Genomic DNA, 18,956 nt, shown 5'->3' with positions numbered 1-18,956 from the left:
CCCCCTCAATAAGTACGGACTTTCGGCTCAAAGGTGTCGACGGTCTTCGGCGAGAAGTTGACTTCACGCTTGCCCAGCTTCTTCTCCAGCGGGTAGTAGGTGGAGTGCTTGAGCCAGTTGACGTCGTCCCGATCCGGATAGTCGTAACGGGAATGGGCGCCGCGACTTTCCTTGCGCTCGAGCGCAGAGATGGCAGTCGCTTCGGCCACTTCCAGCAGGTTGTCGAGTTCCAGCGCTTCGACACGCGCCGTGTTGAAGGCGTTGGACTTGTCGCCCAGGTGGGCGTTGGCGATGCGCTCGCGCAGCTCGGCCACCTTCTTGACGCCTTCCTGCATGTGATCTTCCTGACGAAAGACACCGAAGGACTTCTGCATGGTTTCCTGCAGTTCGGCACGCAGCTCGGGAATCGACTCGCCGCCGCTGGACTCGTTCCAGCGATTCATGCGGGCCAGCGCGAAATCGACATCGGACTGGGTGGCGTCCAAGTACTCGATGCCTTCGTTGAGCGCGCCTTCGATGAACATGCCGGCGGCACGACCGAACACCACGAGGTCGAGCAGCGAGTTGCCGCCCAGGCGGTTGGCGCCGTGAACGGACACGCAAGCCACCTCGCCACAGGCGAACAGGCCGTTGACGATCTCGTCGTTGCCGTCGGTATCCTGCTTGATGACCTGGCCATGCACATTGGTGGCCAGGCCACCCATCATGTAGTGACAGGTCGGCACGACCGGGATCGGCTCCTTGACCGGATCGACGGCGGCGAAGGTCTTGGCCAGCTCGACGATACCCGGCAGGCGCTTGTGCAGCACCTCTTCGCCCAGGTGATCGAGCTTAAGCAGCACGTGGTCGCCATTCTCGCCAACACCGCGGCCTTCGAGGATCTCCATGACCATGGAGCGGGCCACGACGTCACGACCGGCCAGGTCCTTGGCGTTGGGGGCATAACGCTCCATGAAGCGCTCGCCGTCCTTGTTGATGAGGTAACCACCCTCACCACGGCAGCCTTCGGTAACCAGCACACCGGCGCCGGCAATACCGGTCGGGTGGAACTGCCACATTTCCATGTCCTGCACCGTGACGCCAGCGCGCAGCGCCATGCCGACACCGTCACCGGTGTTGATCAGCGCGTTGGTGGTGGAGGAATAGATACGGCCGGCACCACCGGTCGCCAGCACGGTGGCCTTGGACTTGATGTGCACCACTTCGCCGGTCTCGATGCACAGCGCGATGCAGCCGACCACGTCGCCGTTGGCATTCTTGACCAGATCCACCGCGTACCATTCGTTCAGGAATACGGTGTTGTTCTTCAGGTTGTTCTGGTACAGCGTGTGCAGCAGCGCGTGACCGGTACGGTCGGCGGCGGCACAGGTGCGTGCCGCCTGGCCGCCCTTGCCGAATTCCTTGGACTGACCGCCGAACGGACGCTGGTAGATGCGGCCATTGTCGAAACGCGAGAACGGCAGCCCCATGTGCTCGAGTTCGAACACGGCCTTGGGGCCTTCGGAGCACATGTACTCGGCGGCGTCCTGGTCGGTGATGTAGTCACCGCCCTTGACGGTGTCGTACATGTGCCAGCGCCAGTCGTCGTTCGGGTCGGCGGAAGCGATGGCACAGGTGATGCCGCCCTGCGCGGATACGGTGTGCGACCGGGTCGGGAACACCTTGGAGATGACGGCGGTCTTCTTGCCGGACTTCGCCAGTTCGAGGGCTGCACGCAGGCCGGAGCCGCCGCCACCGATGATGATTGCGTCGAATGTCAGGTTACGCATGGTAGACATGGATCAGGCTCCCCAGAGAACTTGAACGCCCCACACCAGGAAGATGAAGATGGCGAGGATGATGGCGATTTGAACGGCGAAACGGGCACCGGTCGGCTTGATGTAGTCGGTGACTACGGTCCACAGGCCGATCCAGGCGTGTGCCGCGAGCGAAAGGAAAGCCAGCAGAGAGAAGATGCGCATCCATGTCTGGTCGAACAAGCCGCGCCAAGTGAGATAGTCGATGTCCGGCGTGAACAGCAGATACCCCACCATGAAGATGGTGTAGAGCATCAGAATGATGGCCGATACACGCTGGATCAGCCAGTCGGACAGGCCACTACGACCGAAGTTAGTGATATTGGTTACCATACCCAGACCCCCGCCAGGACCACCAGGACCACGCTAGCCACGATGGTGATTTTCGTATATTTCACTGCGTCCTCGAGCTCGATGCCGAAGTCGAGGTCCATCAGCAGGTGACGCGCTCCTGCCACGAAGTGGAACGCCAGGGCGGACAACAGGCCCCAGGTCACCAGCTTGGCAAAGAAGTTGTGCTCCAGGGCGTCACGTACGGCGTCGAAACCTTCCGGAGAAGACAGCGAGGCGTCCAGCGCCCAGAAAAGGAAGATCAAGCCAACGAAGAGGATAACGCCGGTAATACGGTGGGTGATCGAGGTCAGTGCAGGGAGTGGAAACTTTATCGTGGAGAGGTCGAGGTTTACGGGTCTTTTGCTATTCACGGCACTTACACACTCTCTTGGCCCGCTCTGCTTGCTACCGGGCTTGGGCCCGAGCGGGCGGTGGTTTTAAGAAGGGGCCTCGGCTGTCCGCCAAGTGACACGACCGAATCCCTTTCCCGCCAGTCGCGCGGAGAGAGATTATAGGGACTGACCTCAGGTATGACAAATCGTTACCGCTTCATTGCGACCTTAGTGTTACCCTCGGTAACACCCCTACACAGCGTGCTAAGCTATGCTGCAGTGCGCTATAACTTCCTTGAGATCCTCTCGAAAACAGGGCATCGGGTCCTGCTGCAACCACCAACGATCAATTGACAATTGGCTCGGCGTTCCTATAGTGGGCGAACCTTTTTGCGCCGGGCTGGTAAGCAAGACAACGACTTACGTACAGAATGAGATAACGATAGAAGGAGGCCGACATGGCTGACAGGAAAGCGAAGTTGACTATAGATGGACTGGACAAGACGATTGAATTTCCAGTCTATTCCGGCACTACCGGACCTGATGTCATCGACGTGCGCGGCCTCACTGCCGAGGGCTTCTTCACCTATGACCCCGGCTTCGTTGCCACTGCTGCTACCGAGTCCGGCATCACCTACATCGATGGCGCCAATGGCGTTCTACTCCACCGCGGCTACCCTATCGACCAGTTGGCCGATCATTCCAATTACGTCGAGCTGTGCTATCTGCTGCTGTTCGGCGAGCTGCCCACCGACGAGCAGTACAAGGATTTCGAGAAGACCATCCGTTACCATACGATGGTTCACGAGCAGATCGCCAACTTCTACAAGGGTTTCCGTCGTGACGCCCACCCGATGGCGATCCTGTGCGGCGTGGTCGGCGGCCTGGCAGCGTTCTACCACGATCATCTGGACATCACGCGCGAAGAAGACCGCTATATCAGCGCCATTCGCCTGATTGCCAAGATGCCGACCCTGGCGGCGATGTCCTACAAGTACAACGTCGGCCAGCCGTTCAATTACCCGCGTAATAACCTCAACTACGCCGAAAACTTCCTGTACATGATGTTCGGCAACCCGGCCGAGGAATACGTGATCAACCCGGTGTTCGCCAAGGCCATGGATCGCATCTTCATGCTGCATGCCGACCATGAGCAGAACGCCTCGACGTCCACGGTTCGCCTGGCCGGCTCCACCGGCGCCAACCCGTTTGCCTGTATCAGCGCCGGCATCGCCGCCCTGTGGGGCCCGGCACACGGTGGCGCCAACGAAGCCGTACTCAACATGCTCGACGAGATCGGTGACGACTCCGAAGAAAACATCCAGCGCTTCGTCGATCGCGCCAAGGACAAGGATGACCCGTTCCGCCTGATGGGCTTCGGTCACCGCGTCTACCGCAACTTCGACCCGCGCGCCAAGGTGATGAAGGAAACCTGTGACGAAGTCCTCAGCGAACTGGGCATGGCCGACGACCCCAAACTCAAGATCGCCAAGCGCCTGGAACAGATCGCGCTGGAAGACGAGTACTTCATCGAACGCAAGCTGTACCCCAACGTCGACTTCTACTCGGGCATCATCCTCAAGGCAATCGGCATCCCGACGAACATGTTCACAGTCATCTTTGCCGTATCGCGCACCATCGGCTGGATCTCTCACTGGCACGAGATGATCAGCGGCAGCTACCGCATCGGCCGCCCGCGCCAGCTCTATACTGGCCACACCGAGCGCGACTACCCCACCAAAAAGTAAGTCTCGCGCACCGTCGCATCGGGCCGCCTTCGGGCGGCCCGATGCGTTTCTGGTGACTGCACCCGCCTCCTGCGCCCTGCCCGCGCCTCCCCTACAACCTACAACGACGCACACCTACCCTAACGTTTCCCTCACGGCCCTCTTCAGCCCCCAGCAAGCCCAACCAGCGCCCACCCGGGCTCAAGCCACGATGGTATGACGACGTTCTGGCTCTGCCATCTGCAGCATGCCTGGGCGCTTTTCGGCCCCCTCGCAACCACCACCCCACTCCTTCGGCAGGCGATAGCAATCGACAACAATAATCCGCAGATTTTTACGTTCAGAGCGGTTTTTCCACTTGCCATATCCCGACTTGCGCACCCTCAATCGTTTTCCACACTTTCTGTGGATAAACCTGTTTAAAACCTCTCAAAAACGTCTTCGAGTCGCCATGACAAGCGGCCTGGCAACAAATTGGCTAATTTTTAACCACGCATAAGTGTTTGATTAGAAAGGAAAAACAGGAAAAGCGCATAACCACGGGCTTGCCGGGAAATCTATACACAAGACTTCCTGAGACGACCCATGGATGGGGAAAACTTTAGAGGAATGTCAACCCTGCTTCGGTAGAAACTAATGCTTAAGCATGGGACAAAACATGCTTGACATTAACGAATGCAATGCAGGCTGATGAGGACCAAGAGGAAAATAAAGTGGCGTCCCATAGGGGGTTCGAACCCCTGTTACCGCCGTGAAAGGGCGGTGTCCTGGACCACTAGACGAATGGGACGCAAGAAGTGCGCTTCGCGAGAATTGGTGGAGCCTACCGGGATCGAACCGGTGACCTCGACGCTGCCAGCGTCGCGCTCTCCCAGCTGAGCTAAGGCCCCTTGAACCGCTGTCTCTCTCGCGAGGACGGGGCGTATATTACTGATAACCCTCGCTTTCGTCAACCATGAAAACAAACAAAATCCTGTTGCTTGCTACAGCCTGGCCGACGGCGGCCCGAAAGCGCCGGCCAGGCTCGCTCATGACCCGATCAGAGGTCGCGGTACTCTTTCTCGAGCTTCTTGGCCTGCTTCTTGGAAACGCCTCCCAGCACCTCGACAGCATGGCGCAAACGCGCTCGCGTCATGTCGGAGCCGAGAATGGCCATGGCATCCATGACCGATGTCGAGGTGGCCGACCCTGTAATGGCAATGAATACCGGCGCCAGGAACGCCTTCATCTTCAACCCGAAAACCTCGCTGAGCGACTTGACCTCGGACAGCAGGCTCTCCTTGTCCCAGCGGGTCACGCCTTCGAAACGCCAGATCAGGAATTGCAGCAGCTTGACCAGCTCATCGCGCTCGAGCTTGACCTCATCGAAGCTCTGCGCATCGATGCGCGGCAGCCCGGCAAAGAAGTGCCCGGCCAGCGGCATCACATCGGACAGGGTTTCGATGCGCGGGCGCACCTGGGGCAGGATCTCGCCGACGTAGCTCTCGTTGAAGGCCCAGTTACGCAATGCCTTAAGCAACGCGGCATCGTCGAGGTCTTCACGGATGTAGACACCGTTGAGCCAGGTCAGCTTCTCGAGGTCGAACACCGGGCCACCCAGCGATACGCGCTGGATATCGAAGTGCGCCATCATCTCGTCGAGGGTGAACTTCTCGCGATCATCGGGCATCGACCAGCCCATGCGCCCCAGGTAATTGGTCACTGCCTGCGGCAGGAAGCCCATGCGTCGGTAGTAGTTGATCGAGGTCGGGTTCTTGCGCTTCGAGAGTTTCGACTTGTCGGGGTTGCGCAACAGCGGCATGTGACAGAGCTGCGGCATTTCCCAGCCGAAATATTCGTAGAGCAGCTTGTGCTTGGGCGCCGAATTGATCCACTCCTCGCCACGCAGCACATGGGTGATCCCCATGAGGTGATCATCGACCACATTGGCCAGATGGTACGTTGGCATGCCGTCGGACTTGAGCAGGATCTGCGCATCGACCTGGGCCCAGTCGACTTCGATAGTGCCGCGCAGCATGTCCTCGACGACACAGGTGCCTTCCGCCGGTACGTTCATGCGCACCACGTAGGGCATGCCTTCGGCCTCTCGACGCTTGATTTCATCGTCGGGCAGCGCCAGGTCGGCCGGCTTGAGTGCCATCTGCAGGCCTTCTGCCTTGCGTGCCTCGCGCAGTTCGTCCAGCTCCTCGCTGGTCCGGTAGCACTTGAAGGCGTGACCGGCATCGAGGAGTTGACGGGCATACTCGGCATAGATGTCGCCCCGCTCACTCTGGCGGTACGGACCATGCGGGCCGCCGACATCGGGGCCCTCATCCCACTCCAGCCCCAGCCAGCGCAGCGAATCGAGAATCATCTGCTCCGATTCGCTGGTGGAACGCTGCCGGTCGGTATCTTCGATCCGCAGGATGAACTGTCCGCCATGCTGGCGTGCGAAGCACAGGTTGAACAAGGCAATATAGGCAGTGCCGACATGCGGATCGCCGGTCGGCGATGGGGCGATTCGTGTACGTACGGTCATGTTTTCCGTTCCGTTGGTGAAGTCTCGGGCGGCATTATACGCGCCTTGCTCATTACCATCAGCCGGCGAATCCCCAACAATCGCAGGAGGTACCGATGCTTCGGCATCTGCCCGAGAACTACACAGCCATCGTGACAGGCGCCGGCGGCGGGATCGGCCACGCCATGATCGATACGTTGCTGGACGACCCGCGTCTTGGCCGGCTGCATGCCGTATCACGAAATACCGTCGAGCGCGACGACCCGCGCTTGCGCAGCGTGATGGCCGATATTACCGATGAACGCGGTCTCGACGCGCTGACGCAGTCCCTTGCGGGCGAGCCGGTTCACCTGGTGTTCAACGCGATTGGCACCCTGCACGACGAGGCACGCGGCATCCAGCCCGAAAAGAGGCTCGAGGATCTCTCCTTCGATGCCCTGATGCATCTGTTTCACGTTAATGCCGCTACGCCGATCATGCTGATCAAGGCATTGTCGCCATCGCTCAAGGGCAGTCACCCGGCGCTCGTGACCAGCCTGTCGGCACGCGTTGGCTCAATCGGGGACAATGGCTTGGGTGGCTGGTATGCCTATCGCGCCAGCAAGGCGGCCCACAACATGCTGCTGCATACTGCCGCTGTGGAACTCAAGCGCCTGAACAGGCAGGCCATCGTACTGAGCCTGCATCCCGGCACGACCGATACCGGATTGTCGAAGCCGTTTCAGGCGCGAGTGCCCGAAGGCAAATTATTCACACCACAATTCGTCGCCGAACGCCTGATTGCCGTAATGGATGAGCGAACCATCGAAGATAGTGGCAGTTTCTGGGACTGGGCCGGTCAACCCATCGCCTGGTAACAGGCTGCGTGCGGAGCCCGGTTACAGGGCCAGATGCTCGCGGAACCAGTCGGTAATGAAATCCAGATAGGCTCGGGTCTTGTCGGGCAGGTACTTGCGTGAGCGGAACAGCACCAACATGCTGCCATGCTCGTTCCAGTAGGGCTGTAACAGCGGTAGCAGCTCACCACTGGCGACAGCGGCGCGAGCGGCAAACGTGGGCAGATAGGCCAGACCGAAACCGGCCTTGGCAGCTTCCACGACCCCCAGCAGGTTATTGATGACCAGACGTGAGTTGGGCTCGATATCCAGCGGCTGGCCGTTCAGGGAAAAGCGCCAGTGGGCCCCAAGATCGTAGTTGCCATAGAAGACGCTATCGTGCTGGGCGATATCCCGGGGATGCACAGGGCGCTCGGCGCGGGCCAGGTATTCTGGCGAGGCATATAGCCCATAGACCACCTTGCACAAGGGCCGGGAAACCAAACTCGAAGGCGGCATCGGGCCCATGCGTATGGCCAGGTCGACCGAATCGTCGATCGGCTCGAAACGCTGGTCCTCGAGCAGGATCTCGACGGCCACATCCGGATAACGCCGCATGAAGGCCGTGGTGGGAGGCGCCAGGTACATGAAGCCAAAACTCACCTGGGCGCTGACCTTGAGCTGGCCTCTCGGCCGGGCCGTCACCGATTGGACCTGCGCCTCGGCAGCCGCAAGCTCCTCGCGGATGCGAAGGCCATGCTCGTAATAGATCTGGCCAGCCTCGGTCAGGTGCAGCGAACGCGTCGAGCGGTTGAGCAGGCTGACTCCCAATTCTTCTTCCAGTGCCGCAACACGCTTGGACGCCAGGGATTTGGAAATCCCCAGCCGCCGGGCAGCGGCCGTGAAACTGCCGGCACGGACGACCTCGACGAAGACTTTCAATGCATCCAGCGTAGCCAGGTTCTGCCTCCCCCTGCACAAGTTTCCAAATAGGAAACACAAGTTTTCGATTGTACCCACTTATTCCGTAAATAACGACTGCCTATACTGCAGCCACTCTCTTGAAGACGCTCACCGGTGTCCTCTCGAGAGCCACCATGGGCACGCTAGCGTGCCGGTGGTGCCTTCAGTGCATACGCTTGAGCGCCACCGGGCTGTTCATCCGAGCAGCCGGCGCATTTTTCTCCTTTTTTCACGCCTAATAACTGCGTTGATTGCTTTCGCGCGCCAAAGTGTGTCTCACTGAAGCCATGACTGGGCACGCACGGTTAATTCTCGTTTAGCCCGCCAACTCGGCCATAATAATAACGGCACCGGCGAAATACCGGGGTTTGGAACGGCTCTATTGGCATGAGTCGCCGGCACAGGGATCTGCAGCGCAATCCACTCGAAGCGATAGTGTCGAACGGCCAGGCTGTACGTTTTAACGGTTTTTGAGTAACCGTTATCAATCCGAAACAAACTTCGGCAGCGGGTGGCTATGCTATCGCGTTCACGTTAAGGCGAGATGCAACGATGGACGCATTGGGATCCCGCATAAAACAATTGAGATTGAAGGCCAATCTGAGCAAAGCCGCTCTGGCCCGACGGGTCGGTGTTTCCGATGTCACTATTTCCTATTGGGAGTCGGGCACGATCCGGCAAATTGGCCATGAACGTCTGGTTGCCTTGACCGAGGCACTCGATTGTACGTTATCCGATTTACTTCAAGGCACGCCGGCTCCTCCCCCGCAGCATGGCGTCCTGCACATGCTGGAGCGTCAACCAGCGCCTTGGCTCCATCAAGGTGACACGACCCTGCCGCTACTTGATGACCTGCCACTGCCTGGCTTGACCAAGGACTGTCACCTCATCACACCCGGCCAAGGCGAATCGTTCGATTTTCTCAACGAAGGGGATCTTGCTGCCGTTCTTCCCACCATCGAATTTTCTCGCGATGGCCTTTACGTCCTTGAATACCTGGGAAAACTGACCATTCGTTACCTGAGCCGCACCCAGGATGGCAACGTGGCGGTCTCCGACGAGTCGCAGCATACGGAAACGGTCCCTACCAACGCCCTCCCGTTCCGCCTTGTCGGCCTTGTACGAGCACGCTGGAAGTTGATCGTCGACAACGACATCCACTCGTTCGCTCCGGCACCGGAGCCGACCAACTGACCGGGCAATGGTCTTTCTTGCATCCCTCCCGCTGCCTACCTACGTTGCAAAGGTAAATCGGTAATCAGGGAGGTAGATGCCATGCCCATACTGTTCGACAGCTACGAAGCCGCCAGCGACTGGTACTCCACCAGCGACTACAAGGAAATGGAATGGTATGACGGCTTCGAGGAGGAGCAGTTCATTGAGTTCGCCTACGCCAATGGTGAGCATTACGATGGCGAAGACTCATTGATCGCCGCCTTTCTCAGAGAACAAGGCGAGGAGCCAGAGGACTACGGCTTCTAAGCGATGATCTCATCCCTAACGGCACAGGGCCCGGCCAAACTGGTCGGGCCCTGTGTTTTTATCGTCAGTAAGACCTTTGGCCGGTCTCATTTGACGCCAGGAGGCCGTATGATGTGTGATTAACGAGTCAATACCACACTAGACATACCATCATGGACGAAGGTAGCCAACGCTCAGCCGGGCTAGCGCCTCAGGGCATGAGCCAAGAAGCCATCAGCGAGGAGTTCGGGCTGGCCCCCGAGACGATACGCACTTGGATTACTCATTGGCAGCAGCAGAACGCGCATTGCCGCCAGTGGCTCGACGGACTGACGCCGCGCGTCGCCCGGTGCCTTCTCGCCAATGGCCTGGAAACTCGAGACGCCATTGCAGACGCTGACCGACGCGGCCTGCTTGGTCCCGGCAAAATTCCGGGTATCGGCAAACAAGCGCATGCCGAGATCGCCGTGTGGCTTGGCAACGCTTCCCCCACGCCTCGGGACAACAGAGCCAAGCGCATCGCCGTAACATTGGCGCCAGAGACCCAGGCCGCACTCAAGCGGCTCATGCGGCAGAATGAGTCTCCCCAGGCCGCCATCAATCGCGTCATTGTCGAATCCGAGCAGCAAGCGACTCCGCCAGGCAATGGCTGCAAGCGAAGCCACACGCCGGACTGAGCGCAACCAGGCATAAAAGAAGCCCGACTTGGCCGGCCGGGCTTCTTCGTGGCACTCATCGCGCCCTGCATCCTGCAGTTCATCTACGAGAATCCTTCTCGAGCATCCGTGGTTCGTCGAGCGTCCTTGCTCGGGTTCCTTAGGACCGCTCCATGCTCACGGATGAACTATGACACAAATTTGCACCCTGCAAATTAAACAGAGTTATGAACACTTGTAAGTGATTTCTTACAAAACTTGTAGGCAAAAGACGCTAATCGGAAGGATTCTACAGCAGATGGGAGCAAAAGCCCCGACATGGCCGGGGCTTATCTGCATGACGAGGAGCAAGGGCGAGTCCGGAGGGACACGCTTAACGAAGACGTCATACAAGCATGCTATCACGGCTATGCCCTCATTCGAGCGCATGAAAAAGCCAAGATTGTGTCCCTAATTCTCCAGAGCGTGTCATCCTGTCACGCTGGGTTGATCAATGACTCGTCGCCTTCCTGACTTGGCCGATTGATGCGCGTGCTCACAGGCCAGTATGTGATCTGGTCTGCCTTCAAATGCTTTACGACATTGCGAAGCACCTCGCGGTCGGTCAGGTCCGGATCCAGCCAAGACTCGATTCTCTCCTCGTCGAGCAATACAGGCATCCGATCGTGTATCTCGCGCGCTGCACCACGCGCAGGCTCGGTAATGATGGCGAATCCCAGCTTGCCATCGTCACGCTCGGTGTAGATCCCTGCCAGCAGCAGCGGCTTGCGATCCTTGCGACAAAGGAAGTAGGGCTGCTTGGGAGTCGTGGCCTTGTCCCATTCATACCAGCCATCGGCATACACCAGGCAACGGCGTTTCTGAAAGGCAGACTTGAAATACCCTGACGTCGCGACCGTCTCGACCCGAGCGTTGATGGGTTGGCTGGCCTTGCCCCATGCAGGGCGATACCCCCACCACATCTCCTTGACCTGCGGGGGTGTGTCAGCCACGACACGACGCACTACCTGACACCACGTGCCGGGCGCCACATTGAACCTCGGCACCATGGCATGATCATCAGCCGTAACGCCAAGACGAGTGAGAAACTCGGTGTAGGCCTTCTCATCGTAAGCGGCAAAGCGTCCACACATTGCGCTATCCCATGGATTTCGTCCAAGCATGGACAGGCAGATGCCGGTCAGCAAGGGATAAGCATTGCTGCAAAACGAAGAAGGCCTGACCGCGTGGGTCAGGCCTTCAAACGCCGCCTCCTTGCGTACTCTTCATGAACGTCCTGTCCATGTTTCCTTGAGTTCACGAGCCTCCATGCCCGGTCTTCCCTGTGTCGGCTTCCCGTTCGACGTGCGCACTGTCTCATTCAAACCGCCCTTCTGCATACCCACGACAAGCTGGATTTGCATCAGTGATCGACCACGCATTGCGTAGGAGATATGCCATGGCTCGCTTGTAACCCCCGCGACAGGGCCACAAGGCTGAATTAGCGAAGCCAAGGGGTGAGGGAAGGCCCCGTCGCGCGCCGGGGCAGTGACGTGGCGGAAAGACGACCCATCAGGGGACGAGTAATAAAGACGTCACCTGTCTACAATAGCAAAACAGAGCGTGAACACTAGCCGTACGTTAGTTAAACAATGTAGTTAATGGTGAAATTGCTTAAAAACAATGGCATTTACTAATGATACTTTGTTTTTATTGAACAATCTTTCCACCAAACTATACAACGTGTTGGGTACCACAGTAAGTGCTTGTTACACCACTTCGACAATATATCCGTGGTAACGAAAAGAGCCCGACCGTGAGGCCGGGCTCTTTTACCACTGCATTTCCTTGCGTGCTTCACGAACCTCCTGTTCGTGCTTCCCTGGTTTCCTGGGCCTTCCCTGCCCTGTCTTCCTTGGTGAGCATCCTTGCGCTACAGCAAGGACACTATCTCATGCAATAAACAGTAAGTTTGTAAACATAAATTAGCCGCTAACGTAGGAGATTCATGACAAAGACAGTAAGCCAGAGAGCTAGCAGGTGACATTCTCGCAGTGCAGGTAGTTGGGCTTGAACCCCGAGAACTCCTTGAGGCTCTCCCAGTCCAGAATCCGCATGCGCTTATTATTGAAGGCGATCAGATTCTCGGCCCGCAGTTTCTGCAGCGTCCGGTTGACATGGATAGGGGTCAGCCCCATCGAATTGGCCAACTCAACCTGGGTCAGTGGCAAATCAAAGCTGTTGTCATCAGTCAGCCCGGCAATACGCGAGCGCAACAGCATCTCGCAAAAGACGTGCGCCAGGCGCCTGTCAGCGGATCGGCTACCGGCATTGACCAGCCATTCGCGTAGCGTGGCTTCGTCGACAAGGGTCGACCAGAACAAGGCGCGGGCGATGCGACTACTGCTTTCCATCAGGAGGCTGATTTCATGGGCGGGCAGCAAGGCGATCTTGAGCGGCGTCAGTGCCCGTATGGAGTGGTCCATCTCATTGAGGATCGTGACGTGCACATCGCATAGATCGCCCGGAATGAGATACGCCATGATGTGATCGTCGCCATTATCCAGCCGCTTGTAGCGACAGGCCCAGCCTTCCTCGATCAAATGCACGAAATCCGGTCGCTGGCCCTCACTAATGACATCTTCACCTTTCTGGTAGGTCCTGCGGATGGTAGCCGCCTGCTCTATGGAGCGCTTTTCTTCCTCCGTCAACGACATGAAATGATCCAGTTTGCTGAATAATCGTACAGTCACGGCAGGGATCATCTCCTTGAGTGTGAGACAGGGCATAACGAAATAAAAGCTAGCAGCAGACGAGGGGTTGCGATACAAGCTGACGCTAATACGTAACGTCATGCTGGGCTTGCTCTTCCACTCAAGCCCCATCAGCTTGCTTACGATGCAGCTTAGCCGGGTCCTTCCTGGCTGGCGATCGAAGTAGAATATTGTCTGAATGACAGCTGTTTCGGTGCGAAGCGAAGGGACAAGAGGATGAATCGAGGCTCCAAAACGAATAAAGCCCGGCCTGTGAAGGCCGGGCTTGCGTGGCGTGGTGCTTCCTGCTGCCCACTCATGAGCCATCCTGCTCATGCATCCTTGGTTCATCAGGCATCCTTGCCCGGGTTCCATCGCGACATGTCCATGTCTACGTAAGACACTGTACCTGCTATGCACGGCAGGTGGCTTAACCCGGGTTAGATGGCTTTGTAAGAGATATATGACACGTCCTGTGCGACATAGGCCATGAAAGCGTAGGCATTAAGCCAAGTAGGAAATGGCCCCGGCCGGTATGCCGGGGCTGTGACGTAAAGAAGGACGAAACCTAAAGCCAGGCACGAGTAAGGAAGACGTCACAAAAGCACGGTAGCAAAGTAGACCACAGCCCAACCTTTGAAAAATGCCGTTTTGTGACGTTAATTTTCCGCTTCGTGTCTTCTGTTACGCCGGATTGATCAGTGACTCATCACCCGCCCCACTCGGCCGATTCACCTTGGCGCTGACGGGCCAGTGCGTAATCAACTTGGCATCGATGTGATGCACCACATTGCGCAAGATTTCCCGATCTGTCAGGTCCGGGTCTAGCCACGGCTCCAGGCTCTCGTCGTCCAGGATCAGCGGCATGCGGTCGTGTACGTCTTGAGCAGAGCCTCGCGCCGGCTCGGTGATGATCGCACAACCCAGTGAGCCGTCTTCGCGCTCGGTGTAAATCCCCGCAAAGAAGATCGGCTCGCGATCCTCGCGGCAGATGAAGTGCGGTTGCTTGGGCGTAGTGCTCTTGTCCCACTCATACCAACCATCCGCCGGGACCAAGCAGCGATGCTTCTGGAAAGCCGACTTGAAGTAACCGGAGGTGGCCACCGTCTCGACCCTGGCATTGATTGGCTGGCTGGCCTTGCCCTTCGCCCACTTCGGCTTGTAGCCCCACCACAACTCGTCCATGCGCGGCGGCTCGTCGCCGGACACCTGCCGTATTGCCGTGATCCAAGTGCCAGGCGGCACGTTGAAGCGCGGTGTCGGCGCCTCCTCGACGTTGGGGACGCCTGCCTTAGTCGAGAATTTCGGATAGGCACTGTAAAGCGCAAAACGGCCGCACATGGACAACTCCTGACGAAGCTTTCCCTAAGCGTGGGTAGTAATGCCTGGCTCGGCAAGCCGCGCTAATGCACATACCTTCTCGCCTGACTCACCACCACCCCACGCAGGTCCACCCAGCGCGCCGGTACCGCCCCATCCCTCCCCCGGGGCGGTATCAGCAGTAACGAGCCGCCGATCCGGAAGGCATGGAACAGGCATTGTTCCTCCTCTACCAACGCAATGACCAAGTCGTTGTGCTGCGGCGTGCGCCCTTCATCGACGACCAGCATGTCGCCTTCGATCAGCGGCCCATCGAGCCCGGCGCCCTCTTTCACCTCGACCAGGAAACAGCTCGGGCTGAAATGGCTCAGGTCATAGCCGTGCAGTGCCGGATGCTGAAGGCCCGCAATCAGCGGGCCAAGGTACGTCACACGCATTTTTCTCTTCCCTGCAACTTCCTGTTTTTCTTGGTTTTACCTACCGCCCCCGGCCCAGCGTTGGCGGCAAATCGTACATTAGCGTTTGCCTGAACACGGGGATTCGTTAAATACTGTATATCCAACCAGCAATAGGAGGGAAGTCACTATGTCGCCACTCATCCCCGCCGAAGCCGCACCGCCGCCGCTTGCCCTGCCATTCCCCGAGACGCTGATCCGGGCCGGCCTGTCGGGCTTCCCTAGCCCCGCGCAGGACTACGAGGGCCGCACGCTGGATCTCAACGAGCGCCTTATCAAGCGGCCCAGTGCGACATTCTTCATGCAGGTGGTCGATGATGGCGACAGCATGCTGGCCTATGGTATCTACCCTGGCGACATCCTGGTGGTGGATCGCTCCATTGATCCACGCCCTGGGCACATTCTGGCCGCCTTGGTCGATGGTGAAGTGATCGTCAAACGCTACGAGCTGCTCGGCAACCGCCCTTATCTCTGCTCCGGCAACACCCGCTATGCCCCCATCCCGCTCGGCGATACGGAATGTCAGGTGTGGGGCGTAGTCCGCTCCGTCATCCATGAGTTTCCGGTGTAAGCCATGATCGGACTCGTTGACTGCAACAACTTCTACGTGAGCTGCGAGCGCGCGTTCCGGCCGGATCTTGAAGGTCGCCCTGTCGGCGTGCTTTCGAACAACGATGGCTGCGTGATCGCCCGTTCGGCCGAGATCAAGCAATTGGGCGTCGAGATGGGCACGCCGGCGTTCCAGCTCAAGCATCGAATCCGCCAGCGTGGCCTTGTGCTGCTCTCCAGCAACTACGAACTGTACGGAGATATGTCGTCACGGGTGCAGGCCGTGCTCGAGGAATTCGCGCCCCAGGTCGAGCCCTACTCCATTGATGAAATGTTCGTGCGCTTCGATGGCTTCGAGACCGCCGCGCTCACTGAGCACTGCCGCAAGCTCCGACAGCAAGTGCGCCAGTACACGAGCATTCCCGTATCCATCGGCGTCGCCCCCACCCGCACGCTATCCAAGCTCGCCAATCGCGCAGCAAAGAAGATTCCTGGCTATGGCGGCGTGTGCGTACTGGACCGCGACAGCACCGCCACCAAGGGCCTTCTGCAACGAATCGAGCTGGGTGATATCTGGGGCGTGGGGCGGCGTCTCGTCGAGCGCCTGCACACCATGGGGATTCGTTCCGCCTGGGACCTGCGCAGCACCGATCCCAAGCGCATCCGCCGCAAGTTCAGCGTGACGCTCGAGCGTACCGTGCTCGAGCTGCAAGGTACCCCATGCATCGAGATGAACGACTTCGACGAGCCCAGGCAACGCATCATGACCAGTCGCTCGTTCGGCAAGCTGACCGGCAACTACCGCGAGATTCAGGAAGCCATTCGCCAGCATGGCCAGCGCGGCGCCGAAAAACTCCGCCAGCAAGGCAGCCTGGCCCGCGCCGTACTCGTGTTCCTCAAGACCAACCCACACAGGCAGGACCTGCCACAGCACTCCCCTCACGCGATCGTCGAGCTCGAGCGCCCCACGGACGACAGTCGGGAGATTCTTCACGCGGCTAGCTATGTTCTGGACAGGATATTCCTGGAGCGCTTTGCCTACATGAAAGCCGGCGTGATGCTGCTGGACCTGATCGACGCCGATCGGCAGCAGCTCTCCCTGCTCGACACGCCGCAGAGCGACGCTGACCGACAACGCAGCAAGCGCCTCATGGCCACCATGGATGAGCTGAACCAGAAGATGGGGCGCGGCACGCTACGCCTGGGTATGCCAACAGACGGCGCCGCCTGGCATTTGCGCTGTGCCAACCGCACGCCGCGATGGAGTACGCGCTGGGAAGAGTTACCCAAGGTGAGAGTGCTATAGAAGAGAAGAAGCTTCCTGGCATTCCTGACCAAGGCTTTCACAGTAGGCGTCGCTGCGCGCCTGGCCCTGATTCTACCAGTGCAGATGATGGCTTGCTGCTAATGGCAAGCCAACCAAATTGTAACCTATGCTATGCACGGTATAGGTTAAGGTCTACTCTGTTTGACCATTCCAGCAATACAATGGGCCAGAATCATGGAAGATAGCTGCGTCATACGGAATTTGAGCCATTTCACCACAATCGGACCTGAAGAGGCCCGAATCCTCCACGAACTTGAACTAGAACCGATAAAATATAAAAAAGATGACAAAGTTTGGCGGGAAGGACACCAGCCAGACAATATTTATACTTTGCATAGTGGCTGGGCCTACACCTACCAAGTCATGAATAATGGAAAGATTAGGGTATTGGACATTTTTCTTCCTGGAGACATCATGGGGATCCGAGATGCAACTCTGCCGCATCATGCGACCTCTTGCTCCATGCTATCATCAGGTGATGTTTGTCCATTGCCTGCCTGGCGGCTAACGGAAATATTTCATGAATACCCCAATCTCGCCATGAGCATTCATGCGTCTTCAGCGCGTCAGCAAGCCGTAATCACTGACAGATTATTCAATGTACTTAGCAATGATGCAAAATGCCGAGTAGCACATTTCATACTTGAAATTTATTATCGTTTAAAGCGTGTCAACACAGACTTGCAAGAGGGTTTTACACTCCCTCTTCTTCAAAAGCATATAAGCCTTGTGCTTGGACTGACTCATGTCCATATCAGCCGAGTTATTAAAGAAATGGAGGAAAACAATATCCTCAAGAAGGCACGAAACGAAATCGAAATTATGGATATAAAAAAACTGCACAATATGTCTAACTTTGATCCTGAAAGATACACTGACGCGATAAATTCTCACCTCACACACCATATAAGCAAAAAAGATCACAGGGACACACTGTAATAAACACAGCCTATCTTAATTCAGCACTACGTAAGTCATGCCATTGCATAACATTACTACATATTTTTAACCAAAAAACACTGCAAAAGGCTTGAGCACTTACTAGCATTAGTAATGCAAGATGCTTGTTTACCCGGCCTACGGGTCGGGATTTTTCGTAGATCAGTTTCTCATCATGGCTTGGCCATGGGAGGGCCTACTCATGTATACAAAATACAAGGTCGTGAAAGGCGTCAAACCGCTGGAATTGCAAGACGAAACGGTATTGGCCGAGCACTCCTATGCGACCTGGTGGCGAATCAAAGACATGGATACCCACGATCCCCTAGCCGGCGGTTTCGAGTCATTACGTGCCGCGCAGGATTGCTGCCATGATTTAAATAGCCAAACCAAGCATAAGACCGAATATCGGTATTGAAATAATTACTGCTTCAGCCCGGTCCGCTACTCCCGCCGGGCTTTTTTGGTTCGAGCCGTTTCTCAGTAATATACATGCGCCACGGTGTCGAAACACACCCGCGCCGCATGGTCAGGATTACGCCAGATCAGCCAGCAGCAGCCGCCGCCGTCGTTTGCAACCAGGCGCGGCGACCCGTAGACCAGCCGAGCGTCGGCCTCGCTCATGCCGTGTGCCGGAGGACCGTGACCCAAGTGCCCGGCAGGATGTTGTATCGCGGATTTACCTCTCCCTAAGTTGGAATTGACCTTCCCCCTGGTTTAGGTCCGCTCACAATGTGAGAAATCCCAGCTTCATGCGCACTGCTCGGCATACGCTAGGCGGTAAATAACCCAGTGAGCTGTGCGGTCTGACATGGTTGTAGTGGGCCCTCCATTGCGTGATTTCGTGCCGTGCATCCGCCAGGCTCAGGAACCAGTGTTGGTTGAGGCAGCCGTCCCGGAACTTGCCGTTGAAGCTCTCAATGAATGCATTCTGCGTCGGCTTGCCCGGCTGGATGAAGGCCAGCGTCACCTTCCGCTCGCGCGCCCAGAAGAACATTGCCTTGCTGGTCAGCTCCGGCCCGTTATCGCAAACAATCGAGGCGGGTAGAGAGCG

The 18,956-nt window shown here is 57.6% G+C and carries 21 protein-coding genes and 2 tRNA genes; 9 read left to right on the top strand and 14 right to left on the bottom strand.

The genetic code is table 11. The features are described 5' to 3' along the window. Nucleotides 1-5: 5 nt before the first annotated feature. From sdhA to sdhC, 3 genes are read right to left on the bottom strand one after another with little or no spacing between them, the layout of a single operon-like run. Entirely contained in the window at nt 6-1,778 is a 1,773-nt protein-coding gene (gene sdhA / locus BM194_RS03605) for a succinate dehydrogenase flavoprotein subunit (protein WP_092843758.1), read from the bottom strand. Nucleotides 1,779-1,781: 3 nt separating this feature from the next. After that, nucleotides 1,782-2,129: a succinate dehydrogenase, hydrophobic membrane anchor protein gene (sdhD, locus tag BM194_RS03600; protein ID WP_092843756.1), complete on the bottom strand. Its 348-nt coding sequence runs from the start codon at nt 2,127-2,129 to the stop codon at nt 1,782-1,784. After that, nucleotides 2,123-2,500 (bottom strand): succinate dehydrogenase, cytochrome b556 subunit, encoded by a 378-nt coding sequence (gene sdhC, locus BM194_RS03595; RefSeq protein ID WP_092843754.1) that lies wholly within the window; start codon nt 2,498-2,500, stop codon nt 2,123-2,125. The genes sdhD and sdhC overlap by 7 nt, the downstream gene beginning before the upstream one ends. Nucleotides 2,501-2,919: 419 nt before the next feature. Between sdhC and gltA the strand changes: the two genes are divergently transcribed. Then, entirely contained in the window at nt 2,920-4,209 is a 1,290-nt protein-coding gene (gltA, locus tag BM194_RS03590) for a citrate synthase (RefSeq protein WP_092843752.1), read from the top strand. A gap of 180 nt (nt 4,210-4,389) precedes the next feature. Here the strand turns inward: gltA and BM194_RS20405 are convergent, their stop codons facing one another. The 4 genes from BM194_RS20405 to gltX all read right to left on the bottom strand — a co-directional run bounded on the left by BM194_RS20405 (nt 4,390) and on the right by gltX (nt 6,706). After that, on the bottom strand, nt 4,390-4,575 hold the full coding sequence (locus BM194_RS20405) for a hypothetical protein (RefSeq protein WP_143097567.1): 186 nt from the start codon (nt 4,573-4,575) through the stop codon (nt 4,390-4,392). Nucleotides 4,576-4,902: 327 nt separating this feature from the next. Next, nucleotides 4,903-4,978: transfer RNA gene (locus BM194_RS03585), tRNA-Glu, on the bottom strand. A gap of 24 nt (nt 4,979-5,002) precedes the next feature. Further along, a tRNA-Ala gene (locus tag BM194_RS03580) sits at nt 5,003-5,078 on the bottom strand. A gap of 149 nt (nt 5,079-5,227) precedes the next feature. After that, nucleotides 5,228-6,706 (bottom strand): glutamate--tRNA ligase, encoded by a 1,479-nt coding sequence (gene gltX / locus BM194_RS03575; RefSeq protein WP_092843750.1) that lies wholly within the window; start codon nt 6,704-6,706, stop codon nt 5,228-5,230. Nucleotides 6,707-6,801: 95 nt separating this feature from the next. On the opposite strand from gltX, the gene BM194_RS03570 reads away from it, so the two are divergent. After that, a complete protein-coding gene (locus BM194_RS03570) occupies nt 6,802-7,542 on the top strand; it encodes an SDR family NAD(P)-dependent oxidoreductase (RefSeq protein WP_092843748.1) in 741 nt (246 codons plus the stop codon). 21 nt (nt 7,543-7,563) lie between these two features. On the opposite strand, the gene BM194_RS03565 is transcribed toward BM194_RS03570, so the two are convergent. Beyond that, nucleotides 7,564-8,481: a LysR family transcriptional regulator gene (locus BM194_RS03565; RefSeq protein ID WP_244890865.1), complete on the bottom strand. Its 918-nt coding sequence runs from the start codon at nt 8,479-8,481 to the stop codon at nt 7,564-7,566. 534 nt (nt 8,482-9,015) lie between these two features. Between BM194_RS03565 and BM194_RS03560 the strand changes: the two genes are divergently transcribed. The 3 genes from BM194_RS03560 to BM194_RS03550 all read left to right on the top strand — a co-directional run bounded on the left by BM194_RS03560 (nt 9,016) and on the right by BM194_RS03550 (nt 10,601). Continuing rightward, nucleotides 9,016-9,657, top strand: coding sequence for a helix-turn-helix domain-containing protein (locus BM194_RS03560; RefSeq protein WP_092843746.1), 642 nt, complete (start codon nt 9,016-9,018; stop codon nt 9,655-9,657). A gap of 81 nt (nt 9,658-9,738) precedes the next feature. Further along, nucleotides 9,739-9,945 carry a hypothetical protein gene (locus BM194_RS03555; RefSeq protein WP_092843744.1) on the top strand — a complete coding sequence of 69 codons (207 nt, stop codon included), beginning with the start codon at nt 9,739-9,741 and terminating at the stop codon, nt 9,943-9,945. Nucleotides 9,946-10,097: 152 nt separating this feature from the next. Continuing rightward, nucleotides 10,098-10,601 (top strand): hypothetical protein, encoded by a 504-nt coding sequence (locus tag BM194_RS03550; RefSeq protein WP_092843742.1) that lies wholly within the window; start codon nt 10,098-10,100, stop codon nt 10,599-10,601. A 455-nt stretch (nt 10,602-11,056) separates the two neighbouring features. Here BM194_RS03550 and BM194_RS03545 read toward each other — a convergent pair whose 3' ends face one another. The 4 genes from BM194_RS03545 to BM194_RS03530 all read right to left on the bottom strand — a co-directional run bounded on the left by BM194_RS03545 (nt 11,057) and on the right by BM194_RS03530 (nt 15,069). Next, nucleotides 11,057-11,713, bottom strand: coding sequence for an SOS response-associated peptidase (locus tag BM194_RS03545; RefSeq protein WP_092843740.1), 657 nt, complete (start codon nt 11,711-11,713; stop codon nt 11,057-11,059). Nucleotides 11,714-12,592: 879 nt separating this feature from the next. Continuing rightward, nucleotides 12,593-13,639, bottom strand: a complete 1,047-nt coding sequence (locus BM194_RS03540) for a Crp/Fnr family transcriptional regulator (protein WP_244890864.1) — start codon at nt 13,637-13,639, stop codon at nt 12,593-12,595. Nucleotides 13,640-13,996: 357 nt separating this feature from the next. After that, complete coding sequence (locus tag BM194_RS03535; protein ID WP_092843738.1) at nt 13,997-14,653, bottom strand: SOS response-associated peptidase; 657 nt, start codon at nt 14,651-14,653, stop codon at nt 13,997-13,999. 62 nt (nt 14,654-14,715) lie between these two features. Next, nucleotides 14,716-15,069, bottom strand: coding sequence for a LexA family protein (locus tag BM194_RS03530; RefSeq protein WP_092843736.1), 354 nt, complete (start codon nt 15,067-15,069; stop codon nt 14,716-14,718). 148 nt (nt 15,070-15,217) lie between these two features. Here BM194_RS03530 and BM194_RS03525 point away from each other — a divergent pair, with 148 nt between their 5' ends. The 4 genes from BM194_RS03525 (at nt 15,218) to BM194_RS03510 (ending at nt 18,320) form a co-directional block, all read left to right on the top strand. Then, nucleotides 15,218-15,658, top strand: coding sequence for a LexA family protein (locus tag BM194_RS03525; RefSeq protein WP_092843734.1), 441 nt, complete (start codon nt 15,218-15,220; stop codon nt 15,656-15,658). A gap of 3 nt (nt 15,659-15,661) precedes the next feature. Continuing rightward, complete coding sequence (locus BM194_RS03520) at nt 15,662-16,942, top strand: Y-family DNA polymerase (RefSeq protein WP_092843732.1); 1,281 nt, start codon at nt 15,662-15,664, stop codon at nt 16,940-16,942. A gap of 195 nt (nt 16,943-17,137) precedes the next feature. Beyond that, nucleotides 17,138-17,902 (top strand): Crp/Fnr family transcriptional regulator, encoded by a 765-nt coding sequence (locus BM194_RS03515; RefSeq protein WP_092843730.1) that lies wholly within the window; start codon nt 17,138-17,140, stop codon nt 17,900-17,902. 202 nt (nt 17,903-18,104) lie between these two features. Beyond that, the gene (locus BM194_RS03510) at nt 18,105-18,320 is read left to right on the top strand and encodes a hypothetical protein (RefSeq protein WP_143097566.1); all 216 of its coding nucleotides are present in this window, start codon (nt 18,105-18,107) and stop codon (nt 18,318-18,320) included. A 62-nt stretch (nt 18,321-18,382) separates the two neighbouring features. On the opposite strand, the gene BM194_RS20580 is transcribed toward BM194_RS03510, so the two are convergent. Together BM194_RS20580 and BM194_RS03505 are read right to left on the bottom strand one after the other, a co-directional pair. Then, nucleotides 18,383-18,526, bottom strand: a complete 144-nt coding sequence (locus BM194_RS20580; protein WP_177223332.1) for a hypothetical protein — start codon at nt 18,524-18,526, stop codon at nt 18,383-18,385. Nucleotides 18,527-18,629: 103 nt separating this feature from the next. Then, the coding region (locus tag BM194_RS03505) for an integrase core domain-containing protein (RefSeq protein ID WP_143097565.1) at nt 18,630-18,956 on the bottom strand (327 nt) is incomplete at its 5' end.

This window comes from Modicisalibacter xianhensis, from assembly GCF_900113605.1.
In the GTDB taxonomy this organism is placed as follows: Bacteria; Pseudomonadota; Gammaproteobacteria; order Pseudomonadales; family Halomonadaceae; genus Modicisalibacter; species Modicisalibacter xianhensis.
This window is presented reverse-complemented; position numbering and strand designations above follow the sequence as displayed.

Coding starts and splice junctions, on each gene's coding strand:
- BM194_RS03515 (WP_092843730.1), top strand. CDS start 17,138: ATGGAAGATAGCTGCGTCATACGGAATTTGAGCCATTTCACCACAATC.
- BM194_RS20580 (WP_177223332.1), bottom strand. CDS start 18,526: ATGAGCGAGGCCGACGCTCGGCTGGTCTACGGGTCGCCGCGCCTGGTT.
- BM194_RS03530 (WP_092843736.1), bottom strand. CDS start 15,069: ATGCGTGTGACGTACCTTGGCCCGCTGATTGCGGGCCTTCAGCATCCG.
- BM194_RS03545 (WP_092843740.1), bottom strand. CDS start 11,713: ATGTGTGGACGCTTTGCCGCTTACGATGAGAAGGCCTACACCGAGTTT.
- BM194_RS03555 (WP_092843744.1), top strand. CDS start 9,739: ATGCCCATACTGTTCGACAGCTACGAAGCCGCCAGCGACTGGTACTCC.
- gltX (WP_092843750.1), bottom strand. CDS start 6,706: ATGACCGTACGTACACGAATCGCCCCATCGCCGACCGGCGATCCGCAT.
- BM194_RS03520 (WP_092843732.1), top strand. CDS start 15,662: ATGATCGGACTCGTTGACTGCAACAACTTCTACGTGAGCTGCGAGCGC.
- BM194_RS03510 (WP_143097566.1), top strand. CDS start 18,105: ATGTATACAAAATACAAGGTCGTGAAAGGCGTCAAACCGCTGGAATTG.
- BM194_RS03540 (WP_244890864.1), bottom strand. CDS start 13,639: ATGGCTCATGAGTGGGCAGCAGGAAGCACCACGCCACGCAAGCCCGGC.
- BM194_RS03570 (WP_092843748.1), top strand. CDS start 6,802: ATGCTTCGGCATCTGCCCGAGAACTACACAGCCATCGTGACAGGCGCC.
- sdhD (WP_092843756.1), bottom strand. CDS start 2,129: ATGGTAACCAATATCACTAACTTCGGTCGTAGTGGCCTGTCCGACTGG.
- sdhA (WP_092843758.1), bottom strand. CDS start 1,778: ATGTCTACCATGCGTAACCTGACATTCGACGCAATCATCATCGGTGGC.
- BM194_RS03525 (WP_092843734.1), top strand. CDS start 15,218: ATGTCGCCACTCATCCCCGCCGAAGCCGCACCGCCGCCGCTTGCCCTG.
- gltA (WP_092843752.1), top strand. CDS start 2,920: ATGGCTGACAGGAAAGCGAAGTTGACTATAGATGGACTGGACAAGACG.
- BM194_RS03535 (WP_092843738.1), bottom strand. CDS start 14,653: ATGTGCGGCCGTTTTGCGCTTTACAGTGCCTATCCGAAATTCTCGACT.
- BM194_RS03560 (WP_092843746.1), top strand. CDS start 9,016: ATGGACGCATTGGGATCCCGCATAAAACAATTGAGATTGAAGGCCAAT.
- BM194_RS03550 (WP_092843742.1), top strand. CDS start 10,098: ATGGACGAAGGTAGCCAACGCTCAGCCGGGCTAGCGCCTCAGGGCATG.